Origin of the sequence: Mycobacterium stomatepiae, from assembly GCF_010731715.1 — a bacterium.
Lineage (GTDB): Bacteria > Actinomycetota > Actinomycetes > Mycobacteriales > Mycobacteriaceae > Mycobacterium > Mycobacterium stomatepiae.
In genome coordinates this window covers 4,968,198-4,984,568 of the sequence record NZ_AP022587.1, presented here as the reverse complement: position 1 = coordinate 4,984,568, position 16,371 = coordinate 4,968,198, and the positions used below count along the sequence as shown (strand labels likewise).

At 65.8% G+C, this 16,371-nt stretch carries 12 protein-coding genes and 1 pseudogene; 10 read left to right on the top strand and 3 right to left on the bottom strand.

The genetic code is table 11. From position 1 onward, the window contains the following. Positions 1–45 precede the first annotated feature (45 nt). The 4 genes from G6N54_RS23795 to G6N54_RS23780 all read left to right on the top strand — a co-directional run bounded on the left by G6N54_RS23795 (position 46) and on the right by G6N54_RS23780 (position 4,166). Positions 46–951, top strand: coding sequence for an AurF N-oxygenase family protein (locus G6N54_RS23795; protein WP_163792561.1), 906 nt, complete (start codon positions 46–48; stop codon positions 949–951). Then, positions 948–2,189: a DUF4873 domain-containing protein gene (locus tag G6N54_RS23790; RefSeq protein ID WP_232072961.1), complete on the top strand. Its 1,242-nt coding sequence runs from the start codon at positions 948–950 to the stop codon at positions 2,187–2,189. Before G6N54_RS23795 ends, G6N54_RS23790 begins: the two co-directional genes overlap by 4 nt. 248 nt (positions 2,190–2,437) lie before the next feature. Further along, entirely contained in the window at positions 2,438–3,202 is a 765-nt protein-coding gene (locus G6N54_RS23785) for an STAS domain-containing protein (protein WP_163792559.1), read from the top strand. Between the two features lie 97 nt (positions 3,203–3,299). Then, positions 3,300–4,166: an LLM class flavin-dependent oxidoreductase gene (locus G6N54_RS23780; RefSeq protein ID WP_163792557.1), complete on the top strand. Its 867-nt coding sequence runs from the start codon at positions 3,300–3,302 to the stop codon at positions 4,164–4,166. A gap of 56 nt (positions 4,167–4,222) precedes the next feature. Here the strand turns inward: G6N54_RS23780 and G6N54_RS23775 are convergent, their stop codons facing one another. Next, positions 4,223–5,023: an enoyl-CoA hydratase/isomerase family protein gene (locus G6N54_RS23775; protein WP_179969255.1), complete on the bottom strand. Its 801-nt coding sequence runs from the start codon at positions 5,021–5,023 to the stop codon at positions 4,223–4,225. Between the two features lie 85 nt (positions 5,024–5,108). On the opposite strand from G6N54_RS23775, the gene G6N54_RS23770 reads away from it, so the two are divergent. Then, the gene (locus tag G6N54_RS23770; protein WP_163792553.1) at positions 5,109–6,020 is read left to right on the top strand and encodes an SAM-dependent methyltransferase; all 912 of its coding nucleotides are present in this window, start codon (positions 5,109–5,111) and stop codon (positions 6,018–6,020) included. Between the two features lie 7 nt (positions 6,021–6,027). On the opposite strand, the gene G6N54_RS23765 is transcribed toward G6N54_RS23770, so the two are convergent. Further along, positions 6,028–7,968, bottom strand: coding sequence for a fumarylacetoacetate hydrolase family protein (locus G6N54_RS23765; protein ID WP_163792551.1), 1,941 nt, complete (start codon positions 7,966–7,968; stop codon positions 6,028–6,030). Then, positions 7,965–10,222 (bottom strand): annotated as a pseudogene (locus G6N54_RS23760) (ATP-dependent DNA ligase). The gene G6N54_RS23765 and the pseudogene G6N54_RS23760 overlap by 4 nt, the downstream one beginning before the upstream one ends. A gap of 216 nt (positions 10,223–10,438) precedes the next feature. On the opposite strand from G6N54_RS23760, the gene G6N54_RS23755 reads away from it, so the two are divergent. The 5 genes from G6N54_RS23755 (at position 10,439) to G6N54_RS23735 (ending at position 16,283) form a co-directional block, all read left to right on the top strand. Next, positions 10,439–11,875 (top strand): mannitol dehydrogenase family protein, encoded by a 1,437-nt coding sequence (locus G6N54_RS23755; protein ID WP_232072959.1) that lies wholly within the window; start codon positions 10,439–10,441, stop codon positions 11,873–11,875. Further along, on the top strand, positions 11,872–12,729 hold the full coding sequence (locus tag G6N54_RS23750) for an HAD family hydrolase (protein WP_163792549.1): 858 nt from the start codon (positions 11,872–11,874) through the stop codon (positions 12,727–12,729). The genes G6N54_RS23755 and G6N54_RS23750 overlap by 4 nt, the downstream gene beginning before the upstream one ends. 58 nt (positions 12,730–12,787) lie before the next feature. Further along, positions 12,788–14,197, top strand: a complete 1,410-nt coding sequence (locus tag G6N54_RS23745; RefSeq protein WP_163792547.1) for a mannitol dehydrogenase family protein — start codon at positions 12,788–12,790, stop codon at positions 14,195–14,197. After that, positions 14,194–15,099, top strand: a complete 906-nt coding sequence (locus tag G6N54_RS23740) for a carbohydrate kinase family protein (protein ID WP_163792545.1) — start codon at positions 14,194–14,196, stop codon at positions 15,097–15,099. Before G6N54_RS23745 ends, G6N54_RS23740 begins: the two co-directional genes overlap by 4 nt. A gap of 110 nt (positions 15,100–15,209) precedes the next feature. Next, complete coding sequence (locus G6N54_RS23735; protein WP_163792543.1) at positions 15,210–16,283, top strand: GGDEF domain-containing protein; 1,074 nt, start codon at positions 15,210–15,212, stop codon at positions 16,281–16,283. Positions 16,284–16,371: the final 88 nt, after the last annotated feature.

The window sequence follows — 16,371 nt, the reverse complement described above, 5'->3', positions numbered from 1 at the left end:
CGCGCTGAGACGATGCAGAGCGAAGCGATGAGCAGGAGCGGCGCTATGACCTCGGCGGTGAGACCGGGCGGGCCGAGTCGTGAAGAGTTCTCGGAGCGCTTGCTGAAGGGCTCGGTCAAAAAGTCCTACGAACCGATCGTCGACATCGACTGGGATGCCCCGCTGGACCCGGACAAGTTCTATCTGCCCCCCCGGCTGGTCTCGCTGTACGGCACGCCGATGTGGGACGAGATGACCCGACAGCAACAAATCGAGCTGTCCCGCCAGGAACTGGTCAACACCTTGTCGGCCGGCATCTGGTTCGAGAACATGCTGAACCAGTCGCTGCTGCGCACGATCCTGCACGAGGACCCGACGAGCCGGTCGACGCATTACAAGCTGACCGAACTGGGCGACGAAACCCGGCACATGGTGATGTTGGGCAAAGCTATCGAGCGCATCGGCGCCAAACCGGTACAGCCGCGGCGGTTGCACCGCTACATCATCAACTTGCTTCCGCTGGTTTTCCAGCACGGCTCGATGCTGTGGATCGCCGCCCTGATCGGCGAGGAGATTTTCGATTCGCTGCAGCGGCAGATGATGGACGATCCAGAATTGCAGCCAATCATTCAGCGGCTCATGCGGATTCACGTTACCGAGGAGGCTCGCCACATCCAGTTCGCGCGCGACGGCGCCCGTAAGCGAGCGCAGACGATGCCGCGGTTCAACAGACTGTTTATGGCCAACTTCAACGGGCTCGGCGGGTACTTCTTCCGTTTCCTGTTCAGCAATCCGATCCCTTACGCGCGGACCGGACTAGACCCCAAACGTGCGCGGGCGATCGCGCGCAACAGCCCGCACCGCCACAACATACAGATCGCCGGATTCGCCCCGCTCGCAGCGTTTTTGACCGAAATTGGCCTGCTCGGCCCGATCGCGCGCCGCACCTGGAAGCGCACCAACTTTCTGTGAGCCCGACGCAGGTCATCGTCATCGGCGCGGGAGTCCGGGCCCGGGGCGTCACAACCGAACTGCTCTCGGCGGGCATCACCGACGTCGTTGTTGTCGACAAATCACCTGTGATCAGCGCGCGGTTCGACGACGGCACCCACACCTGGGAGTTGCGCACCGCTGCGGGCGAGACCGTTCACGGCCGGACGGTCGTCGCTGCCCATCAACCGATGCTCGCAGCTTGGACGCCGGAGCTGGATGGGCGCAACGACTTTCGCGGTGAATCGTTTCACGCGGCAGCGTGGAACGATGATTTCGATCCGACCGGCAAGCACGTCGCGGTCATCGGCACCGACTCCACCGCCGGTCACTATCTACCCCAGCTTAGCGCGGCGGCGGCCTCGGTCACCGTTTTCGCGCACGCACCGCGCCGGATCGTCGCGGAATTGCCTTTGCCGCCAACCCGTGTCAAGCGCTGGCTGCAGCGTCAGACCCGAGCGGCGCTGGGCCGCACGGCTTCTCGTCCCACCCTGGTGGCATCGCCGATCGCCGCCATCATCGCGTCGGGCATCCGCACCGGCGACGGTGTCGGCCACCGAGCCGACGCCATCATCTACGGCACGGGGTTCACGATTGCCGATCGGGCCGCAGAGTTGATCGGCAGTGGCGGATTGACGCTCGAACAAGCCTGGGTCGACGGCATCGAGCCCTTCCTGGGCATCGCGATTCACGGTTTCCCCAACTACTTCTCGATCACCGGGCCCGATGTCGTCGCGCAAACTCGTTATATCGTCGAATGCCTCGGGCTGCTGACACGCAGCGGCAGCACCCGAATCGAGGTGCTGCGCAGCAGCCAACAGGTCTTCAACGAGCGCGCCCATTTCCAAGCCGCTCCGGCATTTCGGGTGACCCGGATGTCCAACGCGTTCGACCTGTCGTCTCCCGACGACAACGAGATCTATGACGGCGCCGCGACGCTGACCATCGCCGGCACGTCCCATCCGGTACGCGTGCGGCTGGCCGGGCGCCTCGATCCCATCGACGGCCGCTACCACTGGCAGGGAACGCTTTTTAGCTTCCCCGCCCAGCCCCTACCGGACGACATCTTCAAGCAGATCCGAACGGCGACGCTGACGGTGGGTGAACACAGCGCGGCGGCCCGCATCGTCGAACAGACGCCGTGGGGCACTCACGCGGTCGCCGGCGTGGGCGCTCCCCCGTACGCGACGACGAATCCTGAGCCGCCCCAAATTCTCTGATCTGGTGGCATCGGTGCCACTGAACTAACGTGAGAAGTCTCTGCCGCCGGGGGGGCGGTTCCTTATTTGGTTTGCCGGATGGGAATTCGAGGAGCAGGAATGGAACGCCTGATCGATACGCCGGGCTGCTTTCCGACCGCGCTAGGATTCGTGTGCCCTAACCGCAATTAGGACACGCGCCCACAAGCCGCTGCATCGCAAAGCGCGATAAGCAGGGATAATGTACTAGACGGAAAGGAGTCCCTAGCGTGAGTGCGGTAGCTGAGTCGCACAGCTCGCTGGCCGTTGCGACGCGGACGGACGACTCGGTCGCCATCCTGACCGTCGGCGGTGTGCTTGACGCCAGCAACTCGGGGGCGCTGCGCGACAGTATCTCCAAGGCGACCCTGCAGGGGCCGACGGCCGTCATCGTCAACATCAGCGAGCTCAAGGTGCCGGCGGAATCGGCGTGGTCGGCTTTCATCAGCGCCCACTTGCAGCTCGGCACCCAGACCAAGGTTCCGATTGTGCTGGTCAGTGCCCATCGCACCACCCGCGAGGCGATCACCCGCAGCGAGGTCACGCGCTTTATGCCGGTCTACTCGACCGAAAAAGGGGCCATGAAAGCACTCGGCAAGCTCACCCGCCAGACCACGCAGCGGGCCGACGCGGAACTGCCCGCAACACTGACCAGCCTGCGCGAATCCCGCCGGCTGGTCCGCGAGTGGCTCACCGAATGGAAGCAATCCGGGCTCATCCCGGTCGCACTGGTGGTCGTCAATGTGTTCGTGGAGAACGTGCTCGAGCACACCGGCAGCGTCCCGAAGATGCGGATCGAGACCGACGGCGAAACGGCGACCATCGCGGTATCCGACGAGAGCACGTCGGCCGCCGTGCGCCTGCCGTCGCCGGACAAGGGCATCGACGTGTCGGGGTTGGCGATTGTCGAGGCACTCTCCCGGGCGTGGGGCAGCACGCCGACCGCGTCCGGCAAGACGGTCTGGGCCGTGATCGGCCCCGAAAACCAGCTGTAGCCGGGCCCCTTCTTCCCGTTGTGCGGGACCCGCCCGCAAGCCAAACTAGAACACGTTCTAGTGTCGTGTGACGGCCCCCACATGGAAGGCGGATGACGTGCGGTTCACTTACGCAGAGGCGATGACCGACCATCGGTACTACATCCCGTTGGCCCAAGCCGCCGAGGCGGCCGGGTATCACGCGATGACGATCGCCGACAGCATCGCTTACCCCTTCGAATCCGACTCGAAGTATCCGTACACGCCGGACGGCAATCGGGAATTCCTGGACGGCAAGGAGTTCATCGAAACCTTCGTGCTGACAGCGGCGTTGGGCGCGGTGACAACGAAGCTGCACTTCAACTTCTTCGTCCTCAAGCTGCCCATCCGCCCACCGGCGCTGGTGGCCAAGCAAATCGGATCGCTGGCCGCGCTGACGAACAACCGAGTGGGCTTCGGGGTCGGCACCAGCCCGTGGCCCGAGGACTACGAGCTGCTCGGTGTCCCGTTCGCCAAGCGAGGTAAGCGTATGGACGAATGCATCGAGATTATCCAGGGACTCACCAGCGGCGACTACTTCGAATTCCACGGCGAGTTCTACGACATTCCCAAGACGAAGATGACGCCGGCCCCGACCCAGCCGATCCCGATCCTGATCGGCGGCCATGCCGACGCCGCGCTGAAGCGGGCCGCCCGGCTCGACGGCTGGATGCACGGCGGCGGCGACCCGGCGGAACTCGACGGGCTCATTGACAAGCTGCAGAAGTATCGCGAGGAAGCCGGCAAGACCGGCCCGTTCGAGATTCACGTCATCTCGGTGGACGCCTATACCCCGGACGGCATCAAACGCCTGGAGGACAAGGGCGTGACCGACGTCATCGTCGGCTTCCGGATCCCCTACATCATGGGCAAGGACACCGAGGCGCTGGACACCAAGATCCGCAATCTCGAGATGTTCGCCGAGAACGTCATCGCGAAGATTTAGCGGCGGTCGCAAGCGCGGCGTCAGCCGGGCGCAGCGGGCCGACGCCATCGAGACGTTCACAGCGGATCCCACTCGGGCGCGCGCTTCTCCATGTGCGCCTTGGCTGCCTCGACCGGGTTGTTGGTGAAACCGCTGAGGATCTGAGTGCGGTTCTCGATTTCGATGGCATGCCGCAAACTGGGCGCGTCGAGTGCGGCGTTGAGGCCAATCTTGGTCTGCCACACGCCGTAAGCGTTGTTCTCGGCGATCTCGCGGGCCTTGCGCACGGCGGCCGGCATTAGGTCGTCCGGCGCGACCACCTCGTGCACCAGCCTGATGCGGTAGGCCTCGTCGGCGTCGATGATGCGGCCAGTGAGCATCAGCTCGCGGGCTACGCCGGAGCCGACGATTTTCGGCAGCAGGTAACTGGTGCCCATGTCCATCGACGAGAAGCCGGCCTTGATGAACACCGAGCCGAACCGGGCCGCACCGGAAGCCACCCGGATGTCGCTGACCAGTGTGAACGCCAGGCCGCCCCCGACGGCGACGCCGTTGACCGCCGCGATCACCGGGATGTCCAGTTCGTAGATCCGGGTGAAGAGGTTGGCCAGCCGTACCTGAGCGTCGTAGTTGACCTTGAACGCCGGGGTGTCGGGGCTGGCCGGCTGGGTCCAGGCCTGGCCGGTGCCGCTCAGATCGGCGCCGGCACAGAATCCGCGGCCGGCACCGGTGATGATCGCGACGCGGTGCTGACCGGCGCTGAGCACGTCCAGGGCGGCGTCCACGCCGTCGATCAACGAACCGTCGATCGCATTGAGACGCTCGGGGCGGTTCAGGGTGATACAGGCGATGTTGTCCTCGAGGGTTTCCAATTCCACTGCAGGCATATCGAAACCGTATGCGACGTCGTTGTTTACCGATGAGGCATCCCGCGGTTTTCGACTGGACATGCGAGGTGAACCCATGGCACGGCCCGACGATGACACCTGGGACCTGGCCAACAGCGTAGGTGCCACGGCTACCCTGGTCGCCGCCGCTCGCGCGGCCGCGACGAGACGGCCGCAGGCGGTCATCAGCGATCCGTTCGCCGAGCCGCTGGTGCGCGCCGTCGGTATCGACCTGTTCAACCGGGTGGCCAGCGGCGAATTCGACGGCGATGACAGCGCATTGGGCATCCCGCGGATGACGGACACGTTCGCTGCCTGGGCGCGGTTTTACGACGAGTACTTCGTGCAAGTCGCCGATGCCGGCATTCGCCAGGTCGTGATTGTTGCGGCCGGGCTGGACAGCCGCTCCTACCGGCTTTCCTGGCCGGCCGGGACGACCGTGTACGAAATCGACCAGACGAAGGTGATCGAGTTCAAGACCACCACGCTGTCGAAGATCGGGGCGAAGCCCACCACGGAGTACCGCAGCGTCGGCATCGACCTTCGCGAGGATTGGCCGGGCGCACTGCGAGCCGCGGGTTTCGACGACGCCCAGCCCACCGCATGGCTCGCCGAGGGAGTGCTCATCGGCTTCCTGTCACCGCAGGCCGAGGTTCAACTGTTGGACGACGTTATTGCGCTGAGCGCCAGAGGCAGCCGCCTGGCTGCCGACCATGGATCGGTCATCGGATCGGCGGCGGACTCCCAGGAACGGGCGCAGAAGATCACGGACGCCCTGGCGCGGCATGGATTCGACTTGGATTACGGCGAGTTGATCTACCCCGGGGAGCACACCGATGTCGCCGCACACCTGCGCGACCGCGGGTGGCGGGTGATCCGATACCGACTGCACGATCTGTTGACCGCCGCGGGTCTGCCGGAACTGGAGTCGGCCGATCGGGAGGGTCCCGCGACCAACATCGGCTTTGTGACTGCCATCCTGAAGTAGCGCAGCCTCAGCCACGTTTGGCAAGCCACTCGGCCTGCATTACCAGCAACGCCATCGTCTCCAATTGCGGTGTGTCCGGATCGAGTTCGCGATAGCGCTGATAGACGTTGACCACCACCCGCTCGGCGTCCAGCCAGGTGGCGTACTCGCCGAGGTCGATGGTGTCGGCGGCCTCGGCCCACGACAACCCCTTGTCGTGCGCGACCTTGGCTTGCTCGGCGACGTGCGCGAGATAGCCACGGACCGCGCGGATTCCGTCCGGATCGGTGATCGGGCCGTGCCCGGGCACCACCGTCGGGGCGTCCAGCGCGAGCATCGCGTCACACGCCGCGATCCAGTTGGCGATGGGGCCGGCCCACACGATCGGGGTGCAGCCGATGAACAGCAGGTCGCCACCGAAGAGCACCCCCGCGTCCGGCACGTGCACCACCGAGTCCGCGGCGGTGTGCGCGGGGCCGAGGTTCAGCAGCTCGATCCGCCGACCGCCCACCTCGATGGTCAACTCGCGGCCGAACGTCTGGTCGGCGTTGCGGAGCCGGATGCCACTGAAGTCGAAGGGCCCGAACCTGTCTCGGGTATACGTCGTTGCGACCGGCCCGAGATCGGCGTTCTGCACCATGGCCAACATTTCGGGCGCCATCCCGTGCCCGATCTCGTCGGCGGTGCCCTGGGCGGCGAGGATGCGCACCGACGCGTCGAGCAGTTGGTTGCCGTGGGTGTGGTCGCCGTTGGAATGGGTGATCAGCGCGTCGGTGATCGGCGCCCGCCCGGTGATAGATCCCATAGCGGTGAGCATTTCGCGGGTCAGCGCCAGGTCGAACAGGGTGTCGACCAGTAGCGAGGCACCGTCGCCGCTGACCAGACCGGCGTTGCTCCAGCCATAGCCCCCGTCCGGCAACGTCCACGCCCACACCCGGTCACCGACCTCGTGCAGCCCGCGGGTGTAGGGGACCCGCGCAGGCGCCCGGTTGACCCGGTGCGGCGCGGGCGCGGCCTCCGGATTGGACCGGGGCGCCAGCCGGTGCGGCGGGCTGCTCGCACGAACGGTTTGCCGAGTCTCCCCCAAACCCTGCACCCGCAGCGTGACGACGTCGCCGTCGCGCAGCCACCCGGGAAACGATTCGAGCGACGTCGGATCGAGGTGCTCGACCAGCGTGCAGGTGGGCACCGTGCCGGAGCCGACGACGTCGCCGGGCGTGAGTTGCACACCGCGCGACATGTAGGAGATGACTTCGCCGAAGCTCCAATCCATTTGGGCCGTCGAGCCCGATCCGATCATGTGATCGTTGACCAACGCAGTGACGTGCAGGTCGAGCTTGCCGGGAAACGAGGGGTGGCGATACGGCTCGAGCTCATCGGGCGTCACCAACCAGGGGCCCAGCGTGACTCCGCTGTCTTTACCCTTGGCCTGCCCGATCGACAGTTGGCCTTCCAGCTGCTGTAAGTCTCGGGCGGACCAGTCGTTGAAGATCGTGTAGCCGATGATGGCCTGCTCGGCCTGTTGCACTGTGAGATCCTTGCCTCGGACTCCGATGATCGCGGCGATCTCCAATTCGAAGTCCTGCCAAGCACTTCCGGGTGCCGTCGGCGCATCGTCGTAAGGCCCCAGAACGGTTGCCGGACAAGCGAAGTAGAACGCCGGGATGCGATACCAGGTATCGCTGAGCACCCGTCCGCCGCCCAACGCGGCCTGGCAGTTGCGCATGTGGTCCAGGAAGCACAGCGAGTCCCGGATCGACGGCGGCCGCGGGATGGGCGCCATCAGCGTCACCTCATCCAGAAGCACCGGGTCGGACCCCAGCGCTTGGTCACCGGCTTGGCGCAGCCCCTCGGCACCACGCCCGACCAGATCGAGCAGCGTCACCCCCGGCGGCATCGGGTGGATCGCGTCACCGGAGAGCACCCCGGTCCGCTCGGCGCCGCCTTCTCGAAAGGTCACCCATTTCATTCGCGCACCACCTCACTTGGCTTCTTATCCGGCCGCAATCCTCGCCAACTCGGTTGGCGCAAGCGATCATCCGGGGTCCGCTCGCTGTAGCGCACCTCGCCGACCAGAACCGGCTCGACAAACGTCACACCCTTGGCGTCGCGCGTGGGCAGCCGGGCGTCGAACGGGGACTCGTCGGTGTGCAGCGGCGCCAGCGTCTTTTTCAGGTTGGCCAGGTCGCGCTCGGTGAAGCCGGTGCCGACCCTGCCGACGAAGCGCAGCCCCGGCTGCCGGGTATCCCCACCATCAGCGAACCGATGCCGCTGGTGCGCCCACCCTCTCCGGCCTTCCAGCCGCCGATCACGACTTCCTGTGTGCTCCAATGCTTGTCCTTGACCCAGGACGCCGAGCGACGGCCCGGCTGGTAGGTGGAGTCGCGCTTCTTGGCAACCACGCCCTCCCAGCCGTGTGCACGGGAATACTCAAGCGCTTGCGCACCGTCCTCGCCGGGCACCAAACCCGGAACGATCAGACTGCGTGCGCTACCCAGCGTTTCGAGGAGTTTGCGGCGATCGGAGTATTTTGCCCGCAGCAGCGAGCGACCGTCCAGGTACAGCAAATCGAACGCCCAGAACTCGATGCGGGTTGCGCGGTTGCGGCTCTGCATCTCGTTGAAGCTGGGCACGCCCGACTTGTCCAACGCCACGATCTCGCCGTCGAGCACTACGTGATGGTCGGCAAGATCCGCTGCCAGCGAACCAAATTGCGGGTATTCCTTGGTGACGTCGCGACCGCTTCGGGACCGCAGCCGCAGACCGCCACGATCCGCCTCGATCAGCAGCCGGTAGCCGTCCCACTTCCCCTCGAACGCCCACTGGCTTGCCTTCAACGCCGCCACCGACCCATGTGTGGCGAGCATCGGGGCGAGCTCGTCGAACTCGAGGACCTTCTGGTCCTTCATCCGATGCGCCAGCCATTGGTCACCCTTGGTTTGAATCAGGGCGTAGCGCCCGGAGATTCGGCTCCCGTGCAGATTCACGATCACCTCGTCCTCGCGGAACTTCTCGGCGTCATAGGTTCCGGAATCCCAGATGACCACCTTGCCGGCACCGTATTCCCCTTTGGGGATGTCGCCCTCGAACGTGCCGTATTCGAGCGGATGGTCTTCGGTGTGCACCGCGAGATGGTTCACCGATGTCGTCTCTGGCAGGTTCTTCGGCACCGCCCAGGACACCAGCACACCGTCTCGTTCCAGCCGGAAGTCGTAGTGCAGCCGACGGGCATGATGCTCCTGGATGACGAATGTATTACCTTGGCCCGCTACAGGTTTAGCCCGGGGAACGGGTTCGGGCGTCTTCGCCGCGTCGCGCATGCTGCGGTAGGTGGTCAGCCGATCCGCGACGGGAGCGTCCGCATCCAGTGGCGCCAGCAGATCGCCGTCGCGGGCCACCCGGGCCAGCACCTCGTCGTAGCGCAGCTGGGTCAGCGCCGGATCGTCGAGTTCTTCCCAGCTGCGCGGCGCCGCGACGGTCGGGCGCTCCCGCCCGCGGAGCGAGTAGGGCGCGATCGTGGTCTTGGATCCGCTGTTCTGGCTCCAGTCCAGGAACACCTTACCGGCCCGCACGCTCTTGGTCATCGTCGAGGTGACCAACGTGGGCATCGAAGTTTCCAGTTGCTGCGCAATACGTTTCGCCAGCACGGTGGCACCGTTGCTACTCACCGGCTCGTCCAGCGGCGCGTAGAGATGCAGCCCCTTGCTGCCGCTGGTGAGCGGGAAGGTCGTCAAGCCGATATCGCCGATCAGATCGCGTACCGCGCGGGCAACCTCGGCCAGCTGCGCCATCGTGACGCCCTCGCCCGGGTCAAGGTCGAACACCAATCGTGTCGCCGGCCCGGGCTTGAGTTCTTCGGCTCTCCTGCGAGTCCATTGCGCGACGAACCTCCACTGCGGCACGTGCACCTCGAGCGCAGCCTGCTGCGCGATCCAGGCCAGGCCGTCGGCGCTGTCGATGATCGGATACGTCGTCGTCCCGGACCGGTGCGAAATACTGGCGCGCGGCAACCACTCCGGCGCCGAGGAAGCCAACTGCTTCTCGAAAAAAGATGACTGCTCAACGCCATTCGGCCAACGTTTACGAGTAGCCGGGCGCCCGGCGATGTGCGGCACCATCACCTCCGCGATGCCGGTGTAGTAGGCGAAGACATCGGACTTAGTGGTGCCGGTCGCAGGGTAGAGCACCTTGTCGGGGTTGGTCAGCTTCACCCGCGGTGCCATGGTGCCAACCTACGCGTTTCGGCGGCGTTAACTGCTTTGACCTCCGAAAATGGCCCGTCGCGTCAATTTAATCTGTGACATGCCCCACGGATGGGTTAGACCCGCGGCCTCCTTGGGGCACAGGAGGACAATGGCTGATGTCTTCCCCCTTGGCGTCCAAAAGGCGGCGTCCCCCTGACCGACGCGACACTTCCCCTTCATTCGCAGCGAGTTGACGTGCCCACCTACGACAGGTCGGCCCTCGGGCGTGGTGTCGTTCACATCGGTGCGGGCAACTTTCACCGCGCACACCAGGCCGTCTACTTCGACGACCTTGCCCGCTCCGGCATTTCAGACCGGTGGGGAGTCACCGGCGTTAGCCTGAACTCCCCAAACGCCAAAGACCTGCTGTCGGCACAGGATGGGCTGTACACCGTCGTGCAGCGCGGTCACGACCGCCAAACCGCCCGCGTGGTCGGCTCGATCGGCTCCGTTCACTACGCGCCGAATGATGGCGCCGCGGTCCGCGCCGCCCTGGCAGACCCCCAAACCCGCATCGTCAGCCTGACCATCACCAACAACGGATACTTCCTGAACCCCGTCACCGACGAGTTCGACGCCGAGCACCCCGACGTGCGTGCCGACCTGGTCGCGAACGGCGGCTATGCCACCGCGTGGGGATATCTGACCGAAGCTCTCGACCGCCGGCGACGCGCGGGCATCGCGCCGTTCACCGTGCTCTGCTGCGACAACATCCCGGGTGACACCCAGCCGGCGCGGACCGCGCTGGTGTCGTTCGCGGCATTGAAGGATCCCGCGCTGGCACGCTGGATCGATACGTACGTCGCGTTCCCGTCGACCATGGTCGATCGCATCACCCCGCAAACCTCGAAGTCAGAGTGCAAATTCGTCGAGCAGACCTTCGGCGTGGCCGACAAATATCCGGTCGTGACCGAGCCGTATCGCCAGTGGGTGATCGAGGATTCCTTCTGCAACTGGCGTCCGCCGCTCGACCTGGTCGGTGCCGAATTCGTTGCCGACGTCCGCGACCACAAGCTGATCAAGACCCGTCTGCTCAACGGAGCCCATATCGCGCTGGGCTGTTTGGCCACCCTGGCCGGCTACCAGCGCACCGACGAGGCGATGCGAGACCGGGTGATCTTCGACTACGTCGAGACCTTGCTGCGCGACGAGATTCAGCCGCTGCTGCCCGCCGTTCCCGGGATGAACACCCCCGAGTACCGCGGCACCCTGCTCAATCGGCTCGGCAATCCCCGGATGAGCGACCAACTGTCGCGGCTGGCCCGACGGGGAACGAGCAAGATCGCGTCGTTCGTGCTGCCGTCGCTGGAGGGGGCGATCGCGCAGGGCAGGCCGCACACGCTGCTGATGCTGGCGGTCGCCGGATGGTCCCGCTACATGCGCGGCCATGACCTGAAGGGACGCAAGATCAACCTCGAGGACTCGCAGGCCATTCCGGTCGTTAAGTTGGCCAACATGGCGAGCACCAACCCTGATCCGCTACTGGGGCATGAGATGTTCGCCCAGGTGCGCGCGGTTCCCGGTTTTGCCGAGCGCCTGGGCGACATGATCGCCGAGATCGACGAGCGAGGTGTGGTGCCCACGCTGCATAGCGCGCTGCGCAACGACGAGCGGGAGTTGGTGGCACGATGACCGTGGGCCTGACCTTCGTGCGCGAATTCGACCCAACGCCGGTCACCACCTTGCTCCTGGACGCCGACGACAGCCTGTTCGCCTCGGAGCGGCCGGCGTTCGACGCGTCGACCGAGGTGACGAACCGTTTCCTGGCCAGGTTCGGCGTGACGGCTCCGCTCAGCTCGGAGGAGTTGCGTAAGCGCGCCGTCGGGAAGAACTTTCGCAACACCGCCCTCGACTTGGCGGTGCAATGCGGGGTGCCGTTCGATCCGGCGCTGATCCCGAGCCGTCCCGCGGCGGCGGTCGCCTCGGCCGGCGACCTGGCCAGCGGCATCGCGTTGTCAGCCGACGAGCTCGAACAGTGGGTGCGTGAGGAGCGCGAACGGGTCACCGCCCATCTGGCGGTCACCCTGACACCCGATCCGCAGGTGCTGGAACCGTTACGAGACCTCGCGGCGCATTACGCGCTGGCGGCCGTCAGCTCCAGCGCGACCAGACGGCTGCGTGCGTGCTTCGCCGCCACCGGCCTGGACGCGCTGATATCGGAATCGGTGACGTTCAGCGCGGAGGATTCGCTTCCGGTGCCGACCAGCAAGCCCGATCCGGCGGTATACCTGCATGCGGGTCAAGTGCTGGGCGTCACGCCCGAACAGGGGCTAGCAATCGAAGACTCGGTGGCGGGGGTGTCTTCCGCGGTCGCGGCCGGCTACGCCACCGTCGGTAATCTGATGTTCTTACTGCCCGACGAACGCGATTGCCGCCGTGCAGAACTGATTGATGCCGGTGCGGTAGCGATCACTGATTCATGGCGTGCTCTCGCTGATTTCCTGCGGTTGTCGGCCGTGCCGGCTCGAGGTTCCTCACTCATGTAGGGCATCGGCCACGGGCAGTAGCGATCCGGGCTCGGGCCCGGGGAGGAGGTGGCCAACGATGGCCAACGCGATCGATCTGAACAATGCGTCGCTCCCCAAGCTGCCGATCGACGCGCCGAAGTATGACCGCGACACCGTCAGCGTCGGCATCGCACACATCGGCGCCGGTCACTTTCACCGGGCGCATCAGGCCGCGTATATCAACCTGTTGCTGCAACAGGGCCTGGCGCACGAGTGGGGCATCTGCGGGATCGGGGTAATGCCCGCCGACTGGACCATGCGCGACGTTCTGAACGGTCAGGACGGTCTCTACACGCTGATACTGGAGAATCCCGACGGCAGCCGGGACGCCCAAGTGATCGGCTCAATCGTTGACTACCGCTACGCGCCGGATGATCCGGAATCGGCTCTGGAGGTACTTGCCGCGCCGTCGACGCGGATCATTTCGCTGACCATCACCGAGGGCGGGTACCGCGATCCCGATGGTCCCGCGTTCACGTTGATCACCCAAGCGCTGGCCAGGCGACGCGACCGTGGAATCCCCGCGCCGACGATCGCGTCCTGCGACAACATCGAGAACAACGGCGAGGTCGCCCGGCGTACCGTGCTGGCAAGCGCCGAGCGCCTCGATCCCGAACTGGCCGAATGGGTCGCGCAGCACGCCCGTTTCCCGAGTTCGATGGTTGACCGCATAACTCCCGCAACGACTTTGGAGATGGCGGCAGAAGTGCGCCGCGACTTCGGCGTCAACGACCGGTGGCCGGTGGTGGCCGAGCCGTTCACCGCCTGGGTGCTCGAGGACGACTTCGCCGACGGGCGGCCACCGCTGGAGCGGGCGGGCGTGCTGCTGGTCGACGACGTCCGCCCGTACGAGTTGATGAAGTTGCGAATGCTCAACGCGGGGCATCAGTGCCTGGCCTACTTCGCGCATCTGTGCGGCTACCGTTTGGTGCACGAAGCCGCACAGGATCCGTTGTTCGCCAAGTTCTTGCTCGCCTACTTCGACACCGAGGCCATCCCGACACTGCCCCCTGTGCCCGGGATCGACCTCCATGAATTCGGCCGCACGCTGGTTCAGCGGTTCGCCAATCCGGCCGTGCGCGACACCGTCGCGCGGCTGTGTGCGTACTCGTCGGACCGCATTCCGAAATGGCTGTTCCCCGTCATCTGCGACAACCTGGCCAGCGACGGGCCGGTTCAGATGGCATCAGCGGCCGTGGCCAGTTGGGCCCGCTACGCCGAAGGCGTTGACGAGTGGGGCGAGCCGTACGAGGTGGTGGACCAGCTGGCGGATTCACTCATTCCGATCGCCCGGTCGCAGCGCGACAACGCATGCGCCTTCATCGAGATCACCGCGGTATTCGCTGACCTGTCCCACCAGCATCGGTTCGTCGAGGCTTACCGCTGGGCGCTGGACTCATTGCACAGCAAGGGAGCTCGCGCGACGCTGGACGCATTGGTGCGATGAGCCGCGGTCTGGTGATCGGCGAGGCGCTGATCGATATCGTCGGGCGCGACGAACATGTCGGCGGCAGTCCACTCAACGTTGCCGTCGGACTCGGCCGGCTGGGTCGTGATGTCGACTTCCTGACTCACATCGCCGACGACCCGTATGGCCGGCGGATCGCGGATTACGTCAAAGCCTCTGGCGTACATCTTGTTCCGGGAAGTGTGACCGCCGCTCGCACACCGACCGCGGCGGCGACGATCACCGACGACGGGTCCGCCTCCTACGCCTTTGATCTGGACTGGCAGCTGGCCGGCACACCCGAGGTTGCCCCGCCGTTGGTGGTGCACACCGGATCCATCGCGACCGTGCTCGAGCCGGGGTGCTTGGCGGTGGCGGCGTTACTCGACGCCTACCGGCTGTCGGCGACGGTCACCCTGGACCCCAATGTGCGCTCGTCGCTGATCGAGAACCGGGCTCTGGCGCGGCAACGCATCACCCATCTGATCGAGCGCAGCGACATCGTCAAGGTCAGCGACGAGGATCTGCGCTGGATCGAACCCGACCACGAGCCGGAGCAGACGGCCCGGGCCTGGCTGGCGCTGGGACCCGCGATCGTCGCCGTGACGATGGGCGGACACGGTTCGCGGGCGTTTTGCGCGGCGGGCGAGGCACAGGTGGCCCCGAAGCAGGTCCGGGTGGTCGACACCATCGGCGCCGGCGATGCGTTCATGGTCGGCCTGCTCGACGCGCTCTGGGGAATGGACCTGCTGGGCGGTGACCGGAGGGCCGCCCTGGCCAGGATCCAGCTCGACGAACTGACCGCGGCGCTGGAGGCGGCGGGGCTGGTGTCGGCACTGACCGTCGGACGCGCCGGTGCAGATCTGCCCGATCGCGCCGCCCTGCGCTCAATCGCCTTCTAGCCCCGGCAGTTTCACCCAGTACCTCGGTGGCCGGGGTTGCCCGAGTTCGGGCGTGCCCTGGTTCGACGGCGCTCGACGGCGCTACCGACCAGGAGGTATGGGCGAGTTCCGTGGCAAAGCAGCCAGACCAGTTCGACTGGATCAGTGCCTACCTGGACGGTCACGGCCTTCTGACACCGTGGCGCAGGATATCGGCCGTGTTCATCGCGTCATTCGCGGCTTTCCCGCTGATCATGCTCTGGAGTCCGGCGGGGCCCGCGGATCACGCGACGCGGGGGGTGACCATCGTGGCATCGGCCTGCGGAATCGCCGGTGCGACCCTGCGGTTGAAGCGCTGGCCGACCCGACGCCAGTCGAACAGCTGGCTGATCGTCGCAATGGCGGGCATCGCGGCGGCGCTGCTATCCCTGTCGAGCCCCTACGTGGGCTTGATGGGATGCACGACTTTCGCGGCACTGGGTGGTTACATCGCCTACTTCCACGCCCTGCCCTACGTCTTCGTCAACCTCGGTGTGGCCGCGACATGCGCACTGGTCCTGTCGTATCGCATCATCGCGAGCACCGGAGACGCAGCGCTGACCGCGGCCTCCCTGATCGTGGTGATAGGCCTCAACATCGGAGTGCCCTTGGGTATGCAGTCGCTGGTGCATACGCTGCGAACCGATCTGCAGAGCTCCGGCCGCGATCCCCTCACCGGCCTGCACAACCGGCGCTCCTTCAACAACTCCGCGTACGAATTGATCAGGGTTCATCGCAACACACCGGGCTGCTATCTGGTGGTCGCGGTCATCGATCTCGACGAATTCAAACAGCTCAACGACACGCACGGCCACGCCGCGGGCGATCGAGCGCTGGTCGCCGTCGCCGCCGCGCTGCAGCAGAGCAGTCGTGCCACGGCCGTGATCGGCCGGGCGGGCGGGGAGGAATTCGTCGTCGCCGATATCAAAACCACGCCCGACCCCGCGCGGATGGCCGAACGAATGTGCGCGGCGGTCGCCGCGCTGCCCTTCGAGATCACGGCGAGCATCGGCACCTCCAGCGCCTTGCTTGCTACCGGCCCGGCCGCCGCGGGCGTGGAACTCATCGACGAACTGATCAGGACGTCGGACGCCGCCATGTACGAAGCCAAACGCGCCGGCGGCAATCAGGTTCGCCACTATTCCGGGGACTCACCCCTGGTTTGATTGACCGTCAACGGGTTTCGCTGTTCGTTCGCGGCGGAACCAGCGCTGCACCACCCGAATTATGCTGCACCGACGATGCGGCTGTAAA